This window comes from Cypionkella aquatica (genome assembly GCF_030161095.1).
Classification (GTDB): domain Bacteria; phylum Pseudomonadota; class Alphaproteobacteria; order Rhodobacterales; family Rhodobacteraceae; genus Cypionkella; species Cypionkella aquatica.
The window spans coordinates 81,964-103,652 of sequence record NZ_BSPP01000002.1; the positions used below are offsets into that span (position 1 = coordinate 81,964).

A 21,689-nucleotide genomic window follows, 5' to 3' on the forward strand; every position below is an offset into this window, starting at 1 on the left:
GGTCTGGCCTCTGCTGGGCTCATTTCTGTCGATAGTGATAGTGTCCCACAACCGTCATCCCCAAGGAAGCATAAAGCCTGCGCGCAGGATCATTGGCGACAGTCACCACCAACGACAGTGTATCTGCCCCATTGGCTTGCGCCCAAACAACTGCCGCCCGCAATATATTGTGCGCGGAACCCTGCCGACGTTGGCTTGGCGTCACCTCTAGCGCATGCAGCATCGCCACCTTGTCATTCATCGCAACAAATGCTGCACCCGCTGCCCGGTCCTGTGCCCGCGCGAGGATCGCGGTTTTTGGTCCGGTAACGCGCGCCATCACCGCCAGTCGCGCGGCGCCTATGCCGCCTTCTGCCCAAAGATCGGAGGCGATCGCCATTGGCGGCCAGTGTGGAAAGGTCGTCATGGGATCGGGGGGCTGCGGTAAGATTGAGAGCGGTGCGGCATAGGCAACAACCGGATCGACAATGCGATACCCGCGCGCCATCAGCGCCTGATCCAGCATGCCGTCACCTTCGCGGATCAGAAAAAGCGCAGGTTGATCCAAGGCTGCCATCGCGGCTTCGGCTTGCGGAATATCGGTGTCTTGCCATGCAGCCTCGGCCGTCGCGGCTGACACCCGTTTGCCACCGCCCAGACCGTTGCGGATGGTCCAGGGCCCCTGTCGAGCGGTCGAGGCTGGGACCCATGTCGCCTCCATCACCGACAAAAGCTTTTCGGGATTCATCCGAAAAGCTCTGTCAGGCGCAGCATGGCGGTGCTGACGCGGCCCGGGTCGGTGCCACGGATCACCAGATTGGTGCCATAAGCGCCGTTTTGCGTGAAAGGATATGACCCCATCGAAAGGTCTGGGAAAGCCGCCGCCAAAGCGCCAAAATCGCCGGCAATCTCGCCTTCGCCGCGCAACACGCGCAGGTTTTGTGACAGCAACGGCGGCCCACCCGTCAGCTGCGGCAGAACTGAAGCCAGCATCGCCTCAAATATCTTCGGCACCCCTGCCATCACATGCACATTGCCCAAGGTAAACCCCGGCGCAATCGAGACCGGATTGTCGATCAGCGCAGCCCCATCCGGGATGCGCGCCATTCGCTGCCGGGCCTCGTTGAACGGCAGGTTCTGCCGCTCGTAATGTGCCGCCATCAGCGCCATCGCATCGGCGCGGTGGCTGATGGCCACGCCAAACGCCGCAGCGATGGCGTCGGCGGTAATATCGTCATGCGTAGGGCCAATGCCGCCCGATGTGAACAAATGGTCATATTTCGCCCGCAGACTATTCACAGCCGCGACAATCTCTTGGTGATCATCGGCCACGATCCGCGCTTCGGCCAAAGTGATGCCGTGTTTGGTCAACTCGCAGGCGATATAATGCAGGTTCGAATCGCGGGTGCGTCCCGACAGAATTTCATCGCCGATCACCAGCATCGCGGCTGTAGGGTTGGGCATGCGTCTGCTCCTTTTGTTAAGGCAGACCATAAGCCAAAGCCGGGGGTGCAGGCCAGCATCTCTTGGATAAAGATAAAGTGCGCGATGGGCCAGCGCACGCCGCCTCTGGCAAAGCCGCAAAGCATCGCCTATTTAAGGCCAAACCGGAGGATTACCCGTGGAAGACATCCGTGGCCGCGTCACCAAGAATGGCATCCGCATCTATGAAGAGGCGGATTTCACCGGCATGCACAAAGCCGGGCGGTGTGCTGCGGAAATCCTTGATATGGTTGCGGAACTGGTCAAGCCGGGAGTGACAACCTCGGTGATTGACGATTTCATCCGCGAAGAGATCGAGCGGCGCGGCGTGGTTTCCGCCACCATCGGCTACAAGGGCTATCAGCACGCTTCTTGTATCAGCGTCAATCATGTGGTCTGCCACGGGATTCCGGGCGCTAAAGTGTTGGCAGATGGCGATATTCTGAATGTAGATGTGACGGTGATTGTCGATGGCTGGTTTGGCGATACCAGCCGAATGTATGTCGCAGGTGCGGTGCCGCGCAAAGCTGAACGGCTGATTGAAGTCACCCATGAATCCTTGATGCGCGGTATTGCTGCGGTGAAGCCCGGCAATACATTTGGCGATATTGGTTATGCTATTCAAAGCTATGTCGAAGCCAATCGTATGTCGGTGGTGCGCGATTTCTGCGGCCACGGCCTTGGTCTGGTGTTCCATGCGCCGCCAAATGTGCTGCATTATGGCCGCCCCGGCACCGGCGCTGTGCTGGAAGAAGGCATGATCTTCACCATCGAACCTATGGTTAATCTGGGGCGTCCCGAAACCAAAGTGCTGGCCGATGATTGGACCGCCGTGACCCGCGACAAATCACTGTCGGCGCAGTTTGAACACTCGGTTGGGGTGACTGCGACGGGATGTGAGATTTTCACCTTGTCACCCGCAGACAAGTTCCACCCAACCTGGGCTTAAAGCCCAAGCAAGCCCAGTAAGTCTTTCATATCATTGAAAAGAAGCGCGCCTTCGGCTGCTAGGGCCTCATTGCCTTGCGGCGCATATCCCATGCAGCGCATCGCCGCAGCGCGCGCCGCCCGCGCACCCGTCGGGCTGTCTTCGATCACCACACATAGTCGTGGATCGACCGCCATCGCAGCCGCCGCGTGCAGGTAAACATCGGGTGCGGGCTTGGGCTTGCCAAGGCTTTGGCCGGAAAACAGCCCCTTGAACCGATGCAGCAAGCCGTGTTGACCCAAAGTGATCTGCATTTTCTCTTCAGAACCATTCGAGCCCATTGCGAACGGAACTCTCGCCGCGTCCAGAGCATCCAGCACGCCCAAAATCCCCGGCACCAATGGCGTGCCAAGCCGCAGTTTCTCATAAAGCTGGTCGTAAAAATCATCACACCATGCAGCAGGCAGCTGAGCGCCCATCGCATTGGCTTTCTCGCGCAACCCCTGCAAAGTCATGCCAAGAAAGGTGTTTTGTAGCACCTCCAGCGACATCGACAGGCCATGTTGCGCCAGCGCGTCGTGCAGCAGATCAAACAGCATCGGTTCACTGTCAACGACAACACCGTCACAGTCGAAAATCACCGCTTTGGGGGTCATGAGGGGGCTTTCAAGATTGTAACAAGCGTGTCGCCGTATTTGCGTTGATCCAGCGGCACGAAGCCAGAAGGAGGGATGGGAGGAAGGCTTTCCTCCCATATTACAAGGGCTTCCGGGGCAAGCCACGGGATCAAAGCGGTTAGAGCCTGCTCTCCCATCGCTTTGCCATAAGGCGGGTCAAGGAAAACCACATCAAAAGCTGCCCCCGGATTGATCCCGGGTTTGGTGGCATCACGACGCAAAATCTCGCAACGATCCACCGCCCGCATCAGCGCGATGTTGCGCTTCAACAGCGCTAATGCGGCCGCGCCGTTTTCCAGAAAGACCGCCTCAGCCGCCCCGCGTGACAAAGCCTCCAGCCCCAACGCGCCGGTGCCTGCAAACACATCCAGCACCCGTGCATCGCGCAAAGGATTGCCGTAGCCGCCATTGATCAGCAGGTTAAAGATCGACTCGCGCACGCGGTCCGATGTGGGGCGCAGATGCGCTTTCGCGTCACCTTCCCCCACCGCAGCTAGATGCAGCCCGCGCGCGGTGCCGCCAATGATCCTCATGCTTTCAGCAGCGATTTCATCTCGGTCGCGGGGTTCTCGATTGCGGCTTTTGATGGCGATTTACCGTTTTCAATCAACCGCTTACCTACCATATACGCACGTGGATCATTCATCGCATCAACCGCCAGCAATGTGTCACCCTGATAATACCAGAAGCTGACGCTGTCGCCATCCGGACCGCGTGTCACGATGTTATCGTAACCGACATTCAGTCCGGCGATTTGCAGTTTGCAGTCGTATTGATCCGACCAGAACCACGGCTGTGCCTCATAGACCACCTGAGCGCCCATGATATTTTCCGCGATGGTCTCGGCCTGATGGATAGCATTGCCCACCGATTCCAACCGCCACCGCCCGCCCTTGTGGGGAAAGCTGGCGCAATCGCCCGCCGACCATATATGCGGGTCCGACGTGCGGCCATATTCATCGGTCTTGATGCCGTTCTCAATCGCCAGACCCGCAGCTTCGGCCAAACCAGTACCCGGCAGAACACCAACCCCCGCAATGATGAAATCGGCGGCCAATTCGGTGCCATCGCTCAATCGCACGCTCGAGACGCGATCTTCGCCCAGAATGCGCTCCAACCCGGTGGATTCCAGAACCTTCACACCCCGCGAGGTATGCAAAGCGCGGAAGTAATCGCTGGTCTCCGGCGCCGCAACCCGTTGCAGAATCCGGGGCGCCATTTCCAGTACCGTCACATCAAGCCCCAGCTTTGCCCCAACCGCCGCCGCTTCCAGCCCAATATAGCCGCCGCCGACGATCACCAACCGCCGGCCCGGCGCGAATTCTGCCTTCATCGCATCGACATCAGCCAGACTGCGCACCGTGTAGATCCCGGCCAGATCGCCGCCGATATTGCTGGGCAGCCGACGCGGATAAGACCCTGTCGCCAGCACCAGCTCGTCATAGGAAATCACCTCATCACCGACCATAACCTTGCGGGTAATCGGCTCGATCAGTGAGACTTTTTCTCCCAATTTCAAAGTGATACCGTGTTCCGCATAGAAATCCGGGCCGCGCAGCCAAAGCCGCTCTTCCTCCATCTCGCCCAGCAGATAGGCCTTGGACAGCGGCGGGCGCTGATAGGGTGGTGCCGCCTCGTCGCCGATCAAAGTGATGCTGCCCTGATGTCCAAGCGCGCGCAATTTGGCCACCAAAGCGGCCCCAGCCTGTCCGGCCCCGATTACAACAACGTCCATCCTGCGCGCCCCCTCTGGTCGAATGTTCGCGTGGACCCTATATCCCGCAGGACGGGTAACGCAACGCATGAGGGATAGAATATGACGATTTCTGTAGGAGCCAAACTGCCGGACGCATCTTTGCAAGTGATGGGCGGAAATGGGCCGGAGGCCGTGTCGCTTTCGTCGAAACTGGCGGGGCGCAACGTGGTGATTTTCGGGCTTCCGGGCGCATATACCGGCACTTGCACCACCGCGCATGTGCCGAGCTTTATTCGCGCCAAAGAAAAGCTGGCCGCCAAAGGCGTTGATGAGGTGATTTGCCTGTCGGTGAACGATGCTTTCGTGATGAAAGCCTGGGGCGAATCGATGGGTGCCGATGCTGCCGGGATCACGATGGCGGGCGACGTGGACGCTAGCTTCACCAAGGCAATCGGGATGGAGTTTTCGGTGCCTGCAATTGGCTTCTTTGACCGTTCCAAACGCTATGCTTTGTATGCGGTAGACGGCGTGGTAAAGGTGCTTCACGCTGAAGAAAACGCAGGCCAGTGCGATATTTCTGGCGGCGAAGCAATGCTTGCGGCGATCTAAGTTAATAAGTGACTCTTCATTCATATCGATATGAATGAAGAGTCACAAATATTAGGCGATCCGATTTGCACGGCTTTCGCACAGGCAGGAAATAGGCTCTGAATGGTTGTGAACGACCTCGGCGGCACCTGCAAATTTGTCCATCTGCTTGGCCAAAGTGATGTCCAACGCAGACAGGCCATTGCAGTCATGCGTCACCAGTGTGACATCGACGACATTGTATTTATTTGACCATTCCGGGTGGTGGTTCAGTTTTTCCGCAGCCAAAGCGGCGCGGGTCATGAAAGCCCAGGCCTCAGAAAAACTTTTAAACTTCCATACCTTACGGATTGCATCCCGGTCGGGAACAGCCCCCCAGCCGGTTTCGCCCAACGCGGGCAAAGTGCTGCGTTCTTCTGTGGTAAGCAGCGTCGCCATGGCCGTTCCTTTCCGTTAATCTTCCGAAGCCACATGCCGGAACGGACCATAGCTCGTCAGAACCTCGATTTCGCCCTCAACGGCGCGTCGTTCTTCCACAAGGTAGCGCGCAACGGCACCGCGGAAAGCCGGATCTGCGATATAGTGCAGCGAATGAACCGGCATCGGCAGATAGCCGCGCGCCAATTTGTGCTCGCCCTGCGCGCCTGCTTCGACACGCAGCAAACCGTGCAGGATAGCCCAGTCGATTGCCTGATAATAGCATAGTTCAAAATGCAGGCAGGGGTGATCCTCGATACAGCCCCAATAGCGGCCAAAAAGCGTATCGCGGCCAATGAAATTCAACGCGCCCGCCACCGGAGTCTCTTCGCGAAAGGCCAGCACCAACAGCACATCATCGCGCATACTTGCTTGAATTTCATCGAAAAAACCGCGAGTCAGATAGGGCGTGCCCCATTTGCGGCTGCCGGTGTCCTGATAAAATTGCCAGAACGCGTCCCAATGGTTGGGCTCGATCTGCGCTCCGGTCAGCGCACTGATCTCAAGTCCACTGGCGCGGGCGGTTTCACGCTCTTTGCGGATCATTTTGCGCTTGCGGCTGGACAGATCAGCCAGGAAATCATCAAAACCCGCGTAGCCGCGATTTTCCCAGTGGAATTGCTGGGTTACCCGGTGCAGCAAACCGTGCTGGCCCGCCAATGCTTCGGCCTCTTCCTGGGTGCAGAAGGTGATGTGCAGGCTGGAAAGATTATTCTGATCGGTCAGCCCAACCGCTGCCTCAAGCAGTGTTTCACGCAAGGCCGGATCACCCAGAAACCGCCGGCCAGAGGCCGGGGTGAATGGCACCGCCGCCTGCAGTTTCGGATAATAGCGCCCGCCCGCGCGCTCCAGCGCCTCGGCCCAACCGTGGTCGAAGATGTATTCGCCCTGCGAATGTGATTTCACGTAAAGCGGCAGTGCTGCAACCGGGTCAGTGTCGCGCAGGATCAGCGGGCGCGGCAGCCAGCCGGTGCCTTTGCCCGTTGAACCAGACCGATCCAGCGCCGACAAAAAGCGGTAGGTGGTGAAAGGGTCAACTGGCCGACCGGGGCCGGGACAGGCCAATGCATCCCACTGCTCCGCTGTCATCGCGGACATGCCGTCAAGAAGGTCTGCTTGCATGATCCGCCTGTTTTGCCTGCGCCGGGGCGGCTTTAGCCAGCCAAGCTTTGCTTATTTCCACGCCCTGAAAGATGGGCCCTGCGCGGCGTTCGTCAAGTTGTCAGGGCTGCTGGATAGGTTTCAAAGGTGACATTCTGTGCGATTTTGCGGGCTTTGGCTTCGGCTGCGGGGCTGCGGATCGTCCAGCACAAAATGGCTGCGCCTTGCAATTTTAGCTCCGCGACGCGGGGGCGGTTCAGATCGGCGGCTTCGTGGCTTATAAAGCTGGAAAGCGTACGGTCATAATCCGGGATCGGGCGCAGGCGGTCACAGATTTCGGCGGCAAGCGGCGCCCAATCGGCCGGATCATAGGCCGAAGTGGTCAGTCCGCGCGCCAGATGTGGGGCAAGGCTTGCCATCCGCGCGACGCTATGCGGGTTGAACGACATCACCGCCACCGCGCCCTTGTAATCCGCCAGCAAGGCGGCGGTTTCGGTCTCCAGTCGACCATCGGTTTCGGACATGCTGTCGGTCTGGTCCTTGATCTCGATCAGCAAGGGGGCTTGGCCTGCAACCAGCGCCAGAATCTCGGCCAGAGTCGGGACGGTCTCGTCGCTACCGTGCAGTTTGATCTGGGCCAGTTCGGCGGCGGTGCGGTCCTTGACCGGCCCGGTTGCGCTGGTCAGACGGCCCAACGCTTCGTCATGGAACACCATCGCGGTGCCATCTTTGGACAGCTGCAAGTCAATCTCGATGCCATACCCAGCCGAGATCGCCGCCTGCACAGCAGCGCGTGAATTTTCGGGGCGGCCCGCCGCGCGGTTGTGGTAGGCGCGGTGCGTCAGCGGGGCTTGCAGGAAGGCGGCGGGCAGGGGGACGCGCATCAGTTGATCTCGAAGATGCCTTCGATTTCGACGGCGACACCGAAAGGCAGTGAGGCGGCGGAAACAGCCGAGCGGGCGTGGCGGCCTGCGTCACCCAAGACTGCGACCATGAAATCGGACGCGCCGTTGATCACCTTTGGTTGGTCTGTAAAATCGGCGGTGGAGTTCACGAAGCCCACCAGTTTCACGGCCCGCACCACGCGGGAAAGATCACCGCCGCAGGCTTTCTTCAGCTGTGCCAGCAGGGAAATCGCGCAGGCTTTCGCAGCCTCTGCCCCCTGTTCGATCGACAGATCTGCGCCGAGTTTGCCTTTGATCTGGCCTGCCGCGTTCTGGCTGATCTGACCCGAGATGTGGACGAGGTTTCCGACCTGCACGAAGGGGACGTAGTTCGCGGCGGGGGCGGGCGCATCGGGCAGGGTGACGTTAAGTTCGGCGAGGCGGGATTCGATGCTGGACATTTTCGGCTCCTGACTTTGGGTTGCGCGCAGGCTATCCGGGGCAGGGGGCGGGGGCAAGGCTTGGCTGGTCCCAACTCGGGACCTTTTTTAAATGTTCAATATCAATAAGTTGACATGTCCATGTTAAGGTATTTTTAACCTTTCCGCCCAGATTGACATGGAATTGAAGCCTATGGCGTTCCACTGTGCACAGATATCCCCCCCATGCCATTGGGTCGCCACTGGCCTGAGAACCAATGGCATGGGGGGGAGTGCCCCCCGGCTTTGGCCTAGCAAAGCGACAGCTTTTGCCAGTCAACCCTCGCGGAAGGCCATGGTGAAGTAATCGGTGAACGGTTTCAAAAGATAGCTCATCGGCGAGCGCGCGCCGGTTTCAATAAATGCCTCGACCGGCATGCCGGGCAGAAGCACTTTTTCCTGAAGCTTTGCGACTTCGCCATCATCCAGCAAAATTTCAGTGCGGAAATAGGTGGTCTGGCTGCGCTGATCGACCAAAGCATCGGCGGACAGGGTGGCCACATGGCCGAAAATCTCGGGCATGTTGCGCGAGGAAAACGCCGGGAAGGCAAGGCGCACCTTCTGGCCGACATGCACTTCGTCGATATTGATCGGCTGCACATGCGCCGCGATCAGCAAAGGGCGATCTTGCGGAATGATATACAGCACCGGTTCCGCCGCGCGCAGAACCGAGCGCGGCGAGGTGACTTGCAGACCCAGAACCACGCCCGAGACCGGTGCGCGGATGTCCAGCCGGGTGATGCGTTCAATCAACGCGCGGCGGCGCTCGACCAACTCCAGCGCCTGCGGGCCAAGGTCGCGCAGCTGGGTGTTGGCCTCTTCACGACGGACGGCGGCAAGACGCAAGACCTCAAGATCAATCTCGGTTCCGCGGCCTTGGGCTTGCGCCTTGGTGGCGATCAACTCGCCCATGCTGCCGTTCAAAGAGGCCTCATTGCGTTGCAATTCCAGCACCCGACTGGATTGCGCAAGCCCTTTCGAGAGCAGCGTCTGTTGCGCGGTCAATTCCTGATCAATCAGCGCAAGCTGTTGTTTCAGCGCATCAATCTGTGCATCGACGCCATTGATCTGCGAGACGATCTGGCTTGCGCGTTTGCCCAATTGTTCGGTCTGGCGCGCAAGGCTTTCCTTGCGGGCGAAGAACAGCTTGCGCTGGCCGTCGATCTGCTCGGCCACGTCGGGGCGGGTCTTGGCCAGATCGGCCAATTCGCCGGTAAAGCTGGGCGCGTCTTTATCGTCCCGCTCTGCCTCCATCCGGGCGCGGCGGGCGATCATTTCAAACAACTGGCCTTCGACGATCGACAGCTCGGATTGCAACAGGCTGCCATCCAGCCGGATCAGAAGATCCCCGGCCTTGACGGTTTGCGCCTCTTTCACCGCGATTTCTGCGACCACACCGCCGTCGGGATGGTTGACGATTTGCCGGTTCTGATCGACCTCGATCTGGCCGGGCGCGACGATGGCGCCGTCGATTTCGGTGGTCAGCGACCAGCCGCCAAAGCCGAACACCAACAGGGCCACGGTCGCAAGGCCGACCATCACCGGGCGACGGGCGGACCAAGCCGGGGCCAGCACCGAGGCCGGATTTTTCTGGGTCTGAGGCGCGGGAAGTGTGCTCATGATACGCCTCCGGGGGCTGTCGCGGTGGTGATCTGGCTGTGATTTTTCACCATTTCGCGCAGGACCGCATCGCGCGGGCCAAAGGCGCGGCGCATGCCCTCTTCCAGCACCAGCAGCAGTTCACATTCCTGAATGGCAGCCGGGCGGTGCGCCATGATCAGCACGGCTCCGCCTGCGGCTTTGGTGGCGCGGATCGCGGTGTTCAAGGCAACAGTGCCGTCGTTGTCGAGGTTGGAGTTCGGTTCATCCAGCACCAGCACGACCGGGTTGTCATACAGGGCGCGGGCAAGGCCGATGCGCTGGATTTGCCCGCCCGACAATCGCCCGCCGATCTGGCTGATGCGTGTGTCGTAGCCTTCGGGCAGTTTGATGATCATATCATGCGCTGCGGCGCGTTTGGCGGCATCGACGATTTTCGCCGCATCGGGTTGGTCGGCCAGACGGGCGATATTCTCGGCAATCGTGCCATCAAACAGGGTGATGCGCTGCGGCAGATAGCCGATATAGCTGCCGAGGATGTCGGGGTCATATTGATCCAAGGTTGCGCCATCCAGCCGGACCTTGCCGCCTGCGGGCTTCCAGACATTGATCAGCGCGCGGGCAAGGGTGGATTTGCCCGCACCCGATGGGCCGATGACGCCGAGCGCCTGCCCCGGCTCTAGCCGAAAGTTGATGCCGCGCAGCACGGCTTGTTGTTCGCCCGGTGGAATCACGGTCAGATTTTGCGCCTCTACCACGGCTTTCGGGCGCGGCAGTGCGGTGCGGGGCGGCTCTTCCGGGATGCGCGACAGCAGATCAGACAAGCGGCGCTGCGCCTCTTGTGCCCGGGTGACGACGGGCCATTGGCCGATCACCTGCTCTATCGGGGACAGGGCACGCCCCATCAGGATCGAGCCCGCGATCATCGCACCAGACGAAAGTTCGCCCTGCAGCACCAGCCAGGCGCCAAGCCCCAGCATGGCCGATTGCAGGAATACCCGGAAGGTTTTGCTGATGCTGCCAAAGCTGCCCGCCAGATCCCCCGCCTTGATGCTGGCGGCAAGGGCCGCGCCGCGCGCCTTTTGCCAGCGATCAAAGGTGGCGCTGGTCATGCCCAAGGCTTGCACGGTTTCGGATTCGCCCTTGATCAGATCGGACATCCGTTCGGCCCCAAGGGTGAGGTTGTTGGTGCGGGTCAGCGGTTGCAGGGTCAGGCGCTGGTTCAGCACGGTGACGATCACAAGAATGATCCCGCCCACCAGCGCCAGCGCGAACAGATAGGGGTGGAAGATGTAGATTGCGATGAAAAACAGCGGCATGAACGGCAGATCGAACAAAGCCAGCAGCACGGGTGACGCCCACAGCCGCTGGATTGCCTCTAGGTCGCGCTGGGCTGCGATGGCGGTCGCCTCATTGGGTTGCAAGGTCAGGCGGCGCATTGCGGCGGAAAACACCCGGCGGTCCAAGCGATCCTGCATCTTGGCCCCGATGCGAGCCATCACGCGGGCGCGGACATTGTCCAAGATGCCAAGCGCCACAAACAGAAACGTCACCAGCACTGACAGCGCGACCAAAGTGGCTTCAGACCGCGACCCCAGCACGCGGTCATAGACCTGCAGCATGTAAAGCGAGCCCGTCAGCTGCAGCGCGTTCGCGAACACCGAGAACAGCGCCACCGCCCACAACAGGCCGCGTTGATCGGCCCGTGCCGCGCGAAGCTCGGCTTCTCCGCGACGGTTATCAAATTGGCTCATCGCCCTCTCCTGCTCGCAGCCCATTTTTGCGGCCAAAGCGCTCGGCGGAAATCATCCAGCGTCACCCCTTGGCCACGTTTGGCCGTTGTCTTAGCACGCCGTGCCGCTTATCCCTTGTCTTCCACTGACAAAATCTATGTCTGACGCGTGAAGCTCGGCGGGAATGTAGAAGTATGGCGCAAGTGATTCCATCTAATTGTGAAACAGTCAGCCGATTGAGCGCTGGTTGTGTTGGGATTGCGTTAATGCTGGCGGTGGCAGGCTGCGCAAAAGCCCCTATCGCAAGCCAAGTCAGCGACCCAGCCGAGACGTTTAACCGCAAGGTCTTTGCTTTCAACGTCGGCGTCGATAAGGCGGTGTTGCAGCCAGTGGCCAGCGCAGCGGGCAGCGGGCGTGGGCCGATTCTGACCGGCGTGCATAATTTCGCCAGCAACCTCGATACCCCCGGCGACATCGTCAACAACGTGCTGCAGTTGCGTCTGATGCGGGCGGCGCGCAATACCTTGCGGTTTGCGGTGAACTCGACCGCAGGTGTGGGCGGGTTGTTTGATCCGTCAACCGCGCTGGGCCTACCCGCGCTAGAGACCGATTTCGGTGAGACGCTGTATGTCTGGGGCGTGGGTGAGGGCAATTATCAGATGCTGCCGCTGCTTGGCCCGTCAACCGAGCGCGATACCGCTGGCATTTTGGTTGATTACGCGATCAACCCGCTGCGGTTCGTGCTGAAATCGCCGGAAAGTGATTATGTGACCGGGGCGAAAGTGGTCGATAAGATCGGATCACGCGCTCGTCATAGCGATACGGTCGATTCCATCCTATATGAGAGTGCAGACCCCTATGCGCAGGCGCGCCTGCTGTATCTGCAGAATCGCCATTATACGCTGGGCGGCGACTCGGCGACTGATGAAAACTTTGAGGACCCCTATGCACAATAACCATTCGATGATGTCACGTCGCCGCTTTGCGGCTGGGTTTGCTTTGGGCTCTGTCGCACTGGCCTTGCCGTTGCCTTCGCTGGCTTTGACGGTTGATGATGCCAAGGATCTGATCGGCAAAGCGGTGGCTGAGATCAACACCACCATCGCCAGTGGCAAGTCGCAAACCGCGATGTATGGCGATTTTGAGCGGATTTTCAGCCGCTATGCCGATGTGCCCACGATTGCGCGCTCGGCTTTGGGGGTTGCGTCCAAGAAGGCCTCGGCGGCTCAGATGGCCAGCTTTACCAAGGCGTTTCAAGGCTATATCAGCCGCAAATATGGCTCGCGTTTCCGCGAATTCATCGGCGGCTCGATCGAAGTCACTGATGCCCGCGCGATCAAAAGCTATTATGAGGTGATCTCGGTGGCGCATCTGAAGGGCCAAGCGCCGTTCGATCTGCGCTGGCATGTGTCGGACAAATCGGGAAAGAACCTGTTCTTTAACATCATCATCGAAGGTGTGAACATGCTGGCGTCCGAGCGCACGGAAATCGGCGCAATGCTGGACAAGCGCGGCGGTGATCTTGATGCGCTGATCGGCGATCTGAAAACCGCCTGATCGGGCGATTAGCTTGCATAAACCGGCGCTTTCCGTTGCACGGAGAGCGCCTTTTTGCTGGGCTGTTGGCGCCTACTTGCCACCTTTTCCTCGCCGCTCCGGACTTGATCCGGGGCCTCTGTTTGCACCACGAGGCCCCGGATCAAGTCCGGGGCGGCAGAGCGTCAGTTGCCCTTCCCGTTCAGAATGTCTTTCAACAAAGCCTCGACCTGATCATCGCTGGGATTCATCAACGGCTCTGACGGCTCTTGCTGATAGGCGGGGTTTTCGGCATTGGGATCAACCGGCTGGTCTGACGCATAGCCGCCATTCGGCGGTTTGCGATATTCGGGGATGGTCAGTGGCAGTTCGGTGACGGGCACGCCGTCCTCAACGCGGGTCATCACCTCATGCCAGATTTCGGCGGGTAGGCCGCCGCCGGTCACACCTTTCAAGGGCGTGTTGTCATCATAGCCGATCCAGACGCCCGCGACATAATCTGCGGTAAAGCCGATGAACCACGCATCCCGCGCCGCTGAGGTTGTGCCGGTTTTGCCAGCTGCGGGGCGACCCTCCAGCCGCGCACGGGTGCCAGTGCCGCTTTCCACGACTTTCGCCATCATGAAGGTCAGCAGTTTGGCGGCGTTTTCGGAAATAACCCTCTCGCCAATACCGCCGCCTGCGCCCATCAGGCTTTCTTCTTCGCCTTTGAGCTTTAGTTCAACAAGGCCGTAAGGGGTAACTGACGAGCCGCCGTTCAGGATGCCCGCATAGGCACCCGTCATCTCTATCAGTGTCGATTCCGACGCACCAAGCGCAAGCGCAGGGCCTGCCGCAAGGTCGGATTGGATGCCAAAGCCGAGGGCGATTTTGCGCACCGCTTCGCGGCCCACAGCTTCGGATACTTTGACGGCGGGGATGTTGCGGCTTTCTTCAAGCGCTTGGGTCAGAGTGATCAAGCCTTTGAATTTGCGGTCATAGTTGTCCGGCGTCCACTTCCCCGATCCGGGAATATTCATGGTTAGCGGCACGTCTTCCACATAGTCCGACGGCGACCAACCCAGATCAAGGGCTGCGGCATAGACGAAAGGTTTGAAAGAGGATCCGGTCTGACGCAGAGCTTGCGTGGCGCGGTTGAAGGCACCTGCGCTTTCGGTTTTGCGCCCGCCAACCATGGCGCGCACGGCGCCGTCCGCGCTCATCACCACAATCGCGGCTTGGGCTTTGGAGCCTTTGGCAACTTTGTTGTCAAACACCCAAGCCAGCGCTTCTTCGGCGTCGCGTTGCAGTTTCTGATCCAAAGTGGTGCGCATCACCACATCTTCAGTGGTGGTCGAGGTCAGGAAATCAGGCGCGGTTTCCATCACCCAATCGGCAAAGAATCCCCCCGATTTCGTCTGCGCCGCGTCGGAAAGCTGCGCCGGATTCGCATGGGCATCGGCGGCCTCTTCAGGCGTCAGATAGCCCTGTTCCGCCATCAGGTCGATGATCACATCGGCGCGGTCTTGCGCACGTTTCAGGCTGTTTGTAGGGGCATAGCGCGAGGGCGCTTTCAGCAGGCCCGCCAGCATCGCGGCCTGAGCGGGGGTCAGATCATTGGCCGAGGTGCCAAAATAGCGCTGCGCTGCAGCTTCAAAGCCGCGCGCGCCAGCACCCAGATAGGCGCGGTTGAAGTAGATCGTCAGGATTTCTTCTTTGGTGTATTTCGCTTCCATTGCAATGGCATAGGGAATCTCTTTCAGCTTGCGCTTCACCCCACCCGAGCGGCAATCGGCCTCGTAATCAGCTTCGGATTTCCAGGCTTTGGGATCATAGGGCACGCCAAGGCACAGAAGTTTGGCGACCTGCTGGGTGATGGTCGAGCCGCCGTTGCCTTCCAGCGGACCACGGCCTGCGGCAAGGTTGATGCTGATGGCAGAGGCGATGCCGCGCGGGCTGACGCCGAAATGCTGGTAGAACCGCTTGTCTTCGGTCGCGATGACGGCGTGGAGCAGATAGGGCGAGACGGTGTCGGCGGTGATCTGGCCGCCAAAGGTCTCGCCGCGCCATGCAAACACGGTATCATTGCGGTCGAGCAACGTGACCGAGCCTTTGGCGCGGCCATCGAGCAACGCATTAACCGGCGGAAGTTGTTGATAAAAGTAGAACACAATGCCAGCCAGCACCATGCCGCAGACCGCCGAGATGCGCCAGAACGTGCCCCAGATGATCCGCCAGATCGCGCCAAAAAACCGGGTCAGGATGTTGCCCGAACGGCGCGTTGTGGCCTTGCTGGGTGTTGGCTTTTTCGGCGGCGGCGTGCCGCGCCCGCCAGTGCTGGCGGGTTTTTGCGTGATATAGCGCCGGTCCGCCACCAGTGATTTGCCGCCCTTGCCCGAAGTCGCCATGCCTGTTTGTGCCCTTTTAAGCGCTTTTCAATACTCTACTCGGTTCAGTCGGGAATGCGAAGCGGGGCGGTGTCCGATTCGCGGTTCCTTGCCGCTTAAATTTGCGGCGTGCGGCGATGGTTGCGATTAAATTGTGGGCAATACTCCCTTCCGCCCAATTTTTACGCCACCCGAAACTTGTGCTGCACCTGCGAAGGCCGCCTGATCACAAGCGAGGGTCGCCAAGGGCCTTGGGAAACAAAGGGGTGCATCGTGAAAATGATCATAGCCGCCATCAAACCTTACAAGCTGGACGAGGTCCGCGAAGCGCTGACCGTGATCGGCGTGCAAGGCATGATGGTGACAGAAATCAAGGGTTTCGGCATGCAGTCGGGCCATACCGAAATTTACCGCGGTGCAGAATATGCGGTGAACTTCGTGCCGAAAATGCGGCTTGAAATCGTCGTGACCGATGCGCTGGCCGATACGGTTGTCGAGGCGATCACCAAGACCGCCCGCACCGGCAAAATCGGTGACGGCAAGATTTTCGTGTTGAACGTAGAGAGCGCCCTGCGGGTGCGCACCGGCGACGTCGATGACGACGCGCTGTGAGAGGGGACAGAACATGCTGAAAAAACTAGGACTTTCTGCGGCAGCGATGATGGCGGCCTTGCCTGCCTTGGCGCAAACCGCAACGGATGCAACCGCTCCGGTCGTTGAAGCTGTTGTCGAAGCTGCGGCTCCGGTGATGGACAAGGGCGATGTGTCGTGGATGATGACCTCGACCGCGCTGGTGTTGTTCATGACAATCCCCGGCCTAGCACTGTTCTACGGCGGCCTTGTGCGCAGCAAGAACATGCTTTCGGTGCTGATGCAGACCACGCTGATCGCCTGTCTTGTGATGGTTTTGTGGGTGATCTACGGCTATTCAGTAACCTTCGGCGGTGGCACTTCGCCGTATTGGGGCGGTTTTGGCAAGTTGTTCCTGGCGGGTGTGACGCCTGACAGCATGGCCGCAACATTCTCGGCGGGCTACGTTATCCCGGAATATCTGTTCATCGCCTTCCAGATGACCTTTGCCGCGATCACTCCCGGCCTGATCATCGGTGCCTTTGCCGAGCGGGTGAAGTTCACCGCCGTTCTGGCCTTCAGCGCGCTTTGGGTGACTTTCGTTTACTTCCCCGTCGCCCACATGGTCTGGGACGTGTCGGGCCTGATCTTTGTAATGGGTGCGATTGACTTTGCGGGCGGCACGGTTGTGCACATCAACGCAGGGATCGCGGCTTTGGTTGGCTGCCTTGTGATCGGCAAGCGCGTTGGCTACGGCAAGGAAAACATGGCTCCGCACTCGATGGTGATGACCATGATCGGTGCCTCGATGCTGTGGGTTGGCTGGTTTGGCTTCAACGTCGGCTCCAATCTGGAAGCCAATGGCGGCGCCACCTTGGCGATGATCAACACCTTCCTTGCAACCGCTGCTGCAACGCTGGCATGGTCGCTGCTGGAAGGCATCCAACGCGGTAAAGCGTCGATGCTGGGGGCTGCTTCGGGCATGGTGACCGGTCTGGTTGCGATCACGCCGGCTTGTGGCACGGTTGGCCCGATGGGCGCGCTGGCTTTGGGTGTGCTTGCGGTTCTGGCCTGCTACTTCTTCGTTACCGTGGTGAAGAACAAGCTGAAATACGATGACAGCCTTGACGTGTTCGGCATCCATGGCGTGGGCGGTATCGTTGGCGCGATCCTGACCGGCGTGTTCTCGGCGGGCTCTTTGGGCGGCGTCAAAGGCGATGATTATTCGATCGCAGCACAAACCTGGATCCAGATTGAAGCTGTTGCGATCACCGTGGTCTGGTCGGCTGTGATCTCTTTCATCATCTACAAGCTGATCGACATGACCATTGGTCTGCGTGTTGACGCGGATACCGAGCGTCAGGGTCTGGACCTCGCCTCGCATGGCGAAGCCGCTTACCACGGCTGAAGTTAAAGCGGCTATCGGCGGTTCCTCCCCGCCGATAGCTGGACAGAGAACGGCCCGCGGGATCCTCCCCCCGCGGGCCGTTTTTATTGGGCGGGCGATTTTCGCAGACGAAAATCGTGCACGGAAAATGGGATTTTCCGGTTACGCGGCCAGTTGGGCGATGGCCTTCGCAAGGATCGGCACGGTTTTGGCGTTCAGGCCCGCGATGTTGATACGGCTGTCGCCAACCATATAGATGCCGTGCTGCTCACGCAGGATGTTGACCTGCGCTTCTGTCAAACCCAAACGGCTGAACATGCCGCGATGGGTGGCCACGAAATCAAACCTATCCGAGTTGGTGGCGCGGCGCAGTTCATCGGCAAGGCTTTGGCGCAGGGTCAGCATGTTCAGGCGGACCTCTTCCAGCTCGGCTTTCCAATCGGCGCGCAGGGTGTCGTCCTCTAGGATCATCGTCACCAGCCGTGCGCCGTGATCGGGCGGGAAGCTGTAGTTTTGCCTATTGAGGAAGTTCAAATTGCCTTGGGTGATAGCGCGACGGGAGGCTTCGCCAAGCGCGATCAGGATGCCGGTGCGTTCGCGGTAGATGCCGAAGTTCTTGCTGCAAGAGGCGGCGATCAGCACTTCGGGGAAGGTTTCAGCAATCAAGCGCGTAGAAGCCGCATCCGCTTCCAGCCCGTCGCCAAAGCCCTGATAGGCAAGGTCAACGAAGGGGATGGCGCCCTTGGCCAGCAGCAGTTTGGCAACCTCGGCCCATTGGTCGGCGTTCAGGTTCGCCCCCGTCGGGTTGTGGCAGCAGCCATGCAGCAAAACCGCGTCGCCTGCTTTGACTCTGCCCAGATCTTCGATCAGGCCCGCGAAGTCGATGCCACGGGTAGCGGCGTCAAAATAGCGATACTCGGCCATGTTCATGCCAAGGTATTTGATGATCGAGGGATGGTTCGGCCATGTCGGGTTCGACAGCCAGACGGTTGCGGTGGGGCTGGCGAGTTTGATCAGTTCCAACGCTTGCCGGATGGCACCCGTGCCGCCGGGGGTCGCCACAGAAGCGGCGCGGTCGGCATAACCATCGCCCAAGATCATTTTGACCATGGCGACGTTATAGGCAGGCTCGCCCGCAAGACCGGTATAGGTCTTGGTTTTCTCGGTTTCCCACAGCTTTTTCTCAGCAGCCTTCACTGCGCGCATCACCGGGGTCAGGCCAGTGGCGTCTTTGTAGACACCAACACCAAGGTCGATCTTATTGTCGCGCGGATCGTCCTTATACATCTGAATCAGTTGCAGAATTTTGTCCTGCGGCTGCGGGTTGAGAGCTTCTAACATACCTTATCCTAGTTTTGCAGGCCTGCGCCTGCGGGTCCTTTTTCCACCGCGAGATCGTCATACATGCCCCATTCGGCCCAAGAGCCATCGTAAAGCGCGTGGTTGCGGTGGCCGATGCGTTCCAGCGCCAAACTGAGGATTGCTGCCGTCACACCCGATCCGCAAGAGGTGATCGCGGGCTTGGCAAGGTTGACACCTGCAGCCTCGAACACCGCGCGCAGGGCATCGGGTGATTTCATAGTGCCATCGGCGTTCAGCAAAGTGCTGTAGGGGACGTTTTTTGCACCCGGAATGTGGCCAGAACGCAGGCCCGGGCGGGGCTCTGGCACTTCACCGCGAAACCGCGGCGCACCACGGGCGTCGATGATTTCGGCCTCACCCAGTTTGGCGGCATGGGCGACTTGCGTCACGTCTTTCACCAGATGGTTCTGGCGGCTGACGGTCATGTGGCGGTCGCGCAAGACCGGGGGCATGTCTTCGATCTCATGCCCTTCCGCCTGCCATTTCGGCAGGCCGCCATCCAGCACGGCCACATCGGTCTTGCCCATCAAACGGAAGGTCCACCACACCCGCGCGGCCGAGAACAGGCCCGAGCCGTCATAGATCACCACCTGATGCCCGTCGCCAATGCCCATCGCGCGCAGACGCGAGATGAACTTTTCGGGTGGCGGTGCCATATGCGGCAGGGCCGAACGGTGATCGGTGATCTCGTCAATGTCGAAGAACCGCGCACCGGGAATATGGGCGGCGGCATATTCGGTGTGGGCATTGCGGCCCGCGTCGGGCAGATACCAACTGGCATCAATCACCCGCAAATCGGGGTCTTTCAAATGCGCTGCAAGCCAGGCGGTGCTGACCAGCGTTTTCGGATCATCTGTCGGAGAGGGGATCATCTGGGCCTCGGGCTGCGAAAATCGGCGGGAATACCGATGCAGTTAAACCCAAGGCGCGCGCCAAACAAGAGAGCGCGGGCGCAGCAAGGCGCGCCCGCGCAATAAAATTAGCTTTTCGCCATCGCGTTCTTGATCGCACCGACAATCGCCATCAGCACACCGCCACCGACGCCGCCCGAAGCGACCGAGGCGATGATCGAACCGATATCAGTGCCACCCGTGGTCGCCGCTGCTGCACCCGCGCCGCCCAACATGCCCAGAATCTGGCCACCAAGACCGCCGCCCAGAATACCAACAATCGAGTTGCCCAACGTGCCGAGGTTGAGGTTTTTCAGCACCGCGCCTGCAGCGTTGCCGCCCAAAGCACCAGCGATCAGCTGGATGATCAGGTTCATATCCATGATACTCGTTCCTTCCCTACATACTGCCCACCGTTGTGGCGTGGCATCTACCGGCCAAATCTGGACCCGGAGGTGCAGGACCGGATAGGGGGAATTATGCTTGGATCAAGGCATTAGGGCAAATTACTCAGCCAAACGCTAAAGCTTGGCCTTCATGCCTTCTTTCATGATGCGGGATTTTTGCCGGTCCCAGTCGCGCTTGGCCGAGGTTTCACGCTTGTCCGCCAGTTTCTTGCCCTTGGCGACGCCCAGCTTCAGCTTCACCATGCCGCGCTCGTTGAAATACATCTTCAACGGCACGATGGTCATGCCTTCGCGGCCCACCGCATTCCAAAGGCGCGACAATTCTTTCTTGTTCACCAACAACTTGCGACGACGGCGTTCCTCATGTGGGAACATCACGGCTTGCAGATAGGGCGCGATATAGCCATTGATCAACCACAGCTCGCCACCTTCGACGCTGGCATAGCTTTCGGCGATATTCGAGCCACCCTTGCGCAGCGATTTCACCTCGGAGCCGTGCAGCATGATGCCAGCCTCCAGATCCCACTCGATGGCAAAATCAAAGCGGGCGCGCCGGTTCTCGGCGATCAATTTGGAGTTGGGATCGGATTTTTCTACCATAATGCGCTGGAAATAGGTGTTCGCTGGCGCAGAGTCCAGCGTGGGGCGAGGAATTTAAGCGCGGCGGCGGTTCTGGCCGAGGATGATCACACCGCAGACGACAATGATCGCGGCGCCCAGCAGCGTGGCGGTATCGGGGCGTTCGCCAAACACCATGACACCGATGATCATCGCGAACAGCAGGCGGGTGTAGCGGAACGGGGTGACCACGGCGATCTCACCCGAACGCATCGCAGCGGTCAACGCGGCATAGGCCGTGATGCTGAACAGCGCACCTGCGGCCAGCAGTGGCAGGCTTTGCGCGCTGGGGATCACGGCTTTGCCGGTGACAGCGGTAATGATGACGCCAGACAACGCCAGCATGATAAAGCCAGTGACGCCAAGCTGCGCGTTTGACAGCGCCAAAGGTGCGGCGCGGGTGGCCAGATCGCGGCCCGCAAATCCGATCATGCCGACCACCGCCAACAAAGACAGCGCCGAAAACCCCGCGACGCCGGGGCGCAGGATGATCAGAACGCCGATAAAGCCTAGGAAAATCAACAGCCACCGCTGCAAGCTGACCTTTTCACCAAACAGCAAAGCTGCACCCAGCACCACCACCAAAGGTGTCGCTTGCAGGATCGCCGAGGCGCTGGAAATCGGTGTCAGGGCCAAAGCCAGCGCGTAGAACAAGCGCCCGGTTATCTCAAACACCGAGCGCAAAGCCATGGTTCGGGTGAACATCGCCGCCGGAACCGGGCGATGCCCCGCCCGCAAAGCCAAGGCGGAAAACACTGCAATGCCGATCAGGCCCATGATCAAGACCACCTGACCCACCGGAATATCACGGCTGGCGGCTTTGACGAAAGCATCCTCAACCGCGAAACCCGCCATCGAGGCGGTCATGAAAAGGCTGCCGCGCAGGTTAGGGGTCATCGGGACACTCGGGGATTTGCTCTTTTTGAAATA

The 21,689-nt window shown here is 59.7% G+C and carries 23 protein-coding genes; 6 read left to right on the forward strand and 17 right to left on the reverse strand.

Annotated elements, in window-relative coordinates:
• Positions 1-19: 19 nt before the first annotated feature.
• Positions 20-727, reverse strand: coding sequence for a GNAT family N-acetyltransferase (locus QQJ98_RS01095; RefSeq protein ID WP_284323471.1), 708 nt, complete (start codon positions 725-727; stop codon positions 20-22).
• Positions 724-1,443 (reverse strand): competence/damage-inducible protein A, encoded by a 720-nt coding sequence (locus tag QQJ98_RS01100; protein WP_284323472.1) that lies wholly within the window; start codon positions 1,441-1,443, stop codon positions 724-726. The genes QQJ98_RS01095 and QQJ98_RS01100 overlap by 4 nt, the downstream gene beginning before the upstream one ends.
• Before the next feature lie 157 nt (positions 1,444-1,600).
• Between QQJ98_RS01100 and map the strand changes: the two genes are divergently transcribed.
• Positions 1,601-2,410 carry a type I methionyl aminopeptidase gene (map, locus tag QQJ98_RS01105; RefSeq protein ID WP_284323473.1) on the forward strand — a complete coding sequence of 270 codons (810 nt, stop codon included), beginning with the start codon at positions 1,601-1,603 and terminating at the stop codon, positions 2,408-2,410.
• On the opposite strand, the gene QQJ98_RS01110 is transcribed toward map, so the two are convergent.
• Genes QQJ98_RS01110 through QQJ98_RS01120 form a run of 3 tightly spaced genes read right to left on the reverse strand, consistent with a single transcriptional unit; the run spans position 2,407 to position 4,801 of the window.
• Positions 2,407-3,045: an HAD family hydrolase gene (locus QQJ98_RS01110; RefSeq protein WP_284323474.1), complete on the reverse strand. Its 639-nt coding sequence runs from the start codon at positions 3,043-3,045 to the stop codon at positions 2,407-2,409. The genes map and QQJ98_RS01110 overlap by 4 nt on opposite strands.
• On the reverse strand, positions 3,042-3,599 hold the full coding sequence (rsmD, locus tag QQJ98_RS01115) for a 16S rRNA (guanine(966)-N(2))-methyltransferase RsmD (RefSeq protein ID WP_284323475.1): 558 nt from the start codon (positions 3,597-3,599) through the stop codon (positions 3,042-3,044). Before rsmD ends, QQJ98_RS01110 begins: the two co-directional genes overlap by 4 nt.
• Positions 3,596-4,801 carry an NAD(P)/FAD-dependent oxidoreductase gene (locus QQJ98_RS01120; protein WP_284323476.1) on the reverse strand — a complete coding sequence of 402 codons (1,206 nt, stop codon included), beginning with the start codon at positions 4,799-4,801 and terminating at the stop codon, positions 3,596-3,598. Before QQJ98_RS01120 ends, rsmD begins: the two co-directional genes overlap by 4 nt.
• Positions 4,802-4,882: 81 nt before the next feature.
• On the opposite strand from QQJ98_RS01120, the gene QQJ98_RS01125 reads away from it, so the two are divergent.
• A complete protein-coding gene (locus QQJ98_RS01125; RefSeq protein WP_284323477.1) occupies positions 4,883-5,371 on the forward strand; it encodes a peroxiredoxin in 489 nt (162 codons plus the stop codon).
• 51 nt (positions 5,372-5,422) lie between these two features.
• Here the strand turns inward: QQJ98_RS01125 and QQJ98_RS01130 are convergent, their stop codons facing one another.
• The 6 genes from QQJ98_RS01130 to QQJ98_RS01155 form a co-directional block, all read right to left on the reverse strand.
• A complete protein-coding gene (locus tag QQJ98_RS01130; RefSeq protein WP_348523119.1) occupies positions 5,423-5,788 on the reverse strand; it encodes a 4a-hydroxytetrahydrobiopterin dehydratase in 366 nt (121 codons plus the stop codon).
• 15 nt (positions 5,789-5,803) lie between these two features.
• Positions 5,804-6,949: a GNAT family N-acetyltransferase gene (locus QQJ98_RS01135; protein ID WP_284323478.1), complete on the reverse strand. Its 1,146-nt coding sequence runs from the start codon at positions 6,947-6,949 to the stop codon at positions 5,804-5,806.
• A gap of 92 nt (positions 6,950-7,041) precedes the next feature.
• Complete coding sequence (locus QQJ98_RS01140; protein ID WP_284323479.1) at positions 7,042-7,812, reverse strand: glycerophosphodiester phosphodiesterase family protein; 771 nt, start codon at positions 7,810-7,812, stop codon at positions 7,042-7,044.
• A complete protein-coding gene (locus tag QQJ98_RS01145) occupies positions 7,812-8,273 on the reverse strand; it encodes a RidA family protein (RefSeq protein ID WP_284323480.1) in 462 nt (153 codons plus the stop codon). The genes QQJ98_RS01140 and QQJ98_RS01145 overlap by 1 nt, the downstream gene beginning before the upstream one ends.
• A gap of 294 nt (positions 8,274-8,567) precedes the next feature.
• On the reverse strand, positions 8,568-9,911 hold the full coding sequence (locus QQJ98_RS01150) for an HlyD family type I secretion periplasmic adaptor subunit (RefSeq protein WP_284323481.1): 1,344 nt from the start codon (positions 9,909-9,911) through the stop codon (positions 8,568-8,570).
• The gene (locus QQJ98_RS01155; RefSeq protein ID WP_284323482.1) at positions 9,908-11,644 is read right to left on the reverse strand and encodes a type I secretion system permease/ATPase; all 1,737 of its coding nucleotides are present in this window, start codon (positions 11,642-11,644) and stop codon (positions 9,908-9,910) included. Before QQJ98_RS01155 ends, QQJ98_RS01150 begins: the two co-directional genes overlap by 4 nt.
• Before the next feature lie 245 nt (positions 11,645-11,889).
• On the opposite strand from QQJ98_RS01155, the gene QQJ98_RS01160 reads away from it, so the two are divergent.
• Both QQJ98_RS01160 and QQJ98_RS01165 read left to right on the forward strand, forming a co-directional pair.
• Positions 11,890-12,579, forward strand: a complete 690-nt coding sequence (locus tag QQJ98_RS01160; protein ID WP_284323483.1) for an MlaA family lipoprotein — start codon at positions 11,890-11,892, stop codon at positions 12,577-12,579.
• On the forward strand, positions 12,569-13,180 hold the full coding sequence (locus QQJ98_RS01165; RefSeq protein WP_284323484.1) for an MlaC/ttg2D family ABC transporter substrate-binding protein: 612 nt from the start codon (positions 12,569-12,571) through the stop codon (positions 13,178-13,180). Before QQJ98_RS01160 ends, QQJ98_RS01165 begins: the two co-directional genes overlap by 11 nt.
• Before the next feature lie 164 nt (positions 13,181-13,344).
• On the opposite strand, the gene QQJ98_RS01170 is transcribed toward QQJ98_RS01165, so the two are convergent.
• On the reverse strand, positions 13,345-15,546 hold the full coding sequence (locus tag QQJ98_RS01170) for a transglycosylase domain-containing protein (RefSeq protein ID WP_284323485.1): 2,202 nt from the start codon (positions 15,544-15,546) through the stop codon (positions 13,345-13,347).
• A 252-nt stretch (positions 15,547-15,798) separates the two neighbouring features.
• On the opposite strand from QQJ98_RS01170, the gene QQJ98_RS01175 reads away from it, so the two are divergent.
• Complete coding sequence (locus tag QQJ98_RS01175; protein ID WP_284323486.1) at positions 15,799-16,137, forward strand: P-II family nitrogen regulator; 339 nt, start codon at positions 15,799-15,801, stop codon at positions 16,135-16,137.
• A gap of 13 nt (positions 16,138-16,150) precedes the next feature.
• A complete protein-coding gene (locus QQJ98_RS01180) occupies positions 16,151-17,503 on the forward strand; it encodes an ammonium transporter (protein ID WP_284323487.1) in 1,353 nt (450 codons plus the stop codon).
• A 141-nt stretch (positions 17,504-17,644) separates the two neighbouring features.
• On the opposite strand, the gene QQJ98_RS01185 is transcribed toward QQJ98_RS01180, so the two are convergent.
• The 5 genes from QQJ98_RS01185 to QQJ98_RS01205 all read right to left on the reverse strand — a co-directional run bounded on the left by QQJ98_RS01185 (position 17,645) and on the right by QQJ98_RS01205 (position 21,656).
• On the reverse strand, positions 17,645-18,823 hold the full coding sequence (locus QQJ98_RS01185; RefSeq protein ID WP_284323488.1) for an amino acid aminotransferase: 1,179 nt from the start codon (positions 18,821-18,823) through the stop codon (positions 17,645-17,647).
• A gap of 8 nt (positions 18,824-18,831) precedes the next feature.
• Positions 18,832-19,716, reverse strand: a complete 885-nt coding sequence (gene sseA / locus QQJ98_RS01190; protein WP_284323489.1) for a 3-mercaptopyruvate sulfurtransferase — start codon at positions 19,714-19,716, stop codon at positions 18,832-18,834.
• A gap of 107 nt (positions 19,717-19,823) precedes the next feature.
• Positions 19,824-20,117, reverse strand: a complete 294-nt coding sequence (locus tag QQJ98_RS01195) for a hypothetical protein (RefSeq protein ID WP_348523120.1) — start codon at positions 20,115-20,117, stop codon at positions 19,824-19,826.
• Positions 20,118-20,255: 138 nt separating this feature from the next.
• Positions 20,256-20,741: an SsrA-binding protein SmpB gene (smpB, locus tag QQJ98_RS01200; protein WP_284323490.1), complete on the reverse strand. Its 486-nt coding sequence runs from the start codon at positions 20,739-20,741 to the stop codon at positions 20,256-20,258.
• Positions 20,742-20,795: 54 nt separating this feature from the next.
• Entirely contained in the window at positions 20,796-21,656 is an 861-nt protein-coding gene (locus QQJ98_RS01205) for a DMT family transporter (RefSeq protein WP_284323491.1), read from the reverse strand.
• Positions 21,657-21,689 lie beyond the last annotated feature (33 nt).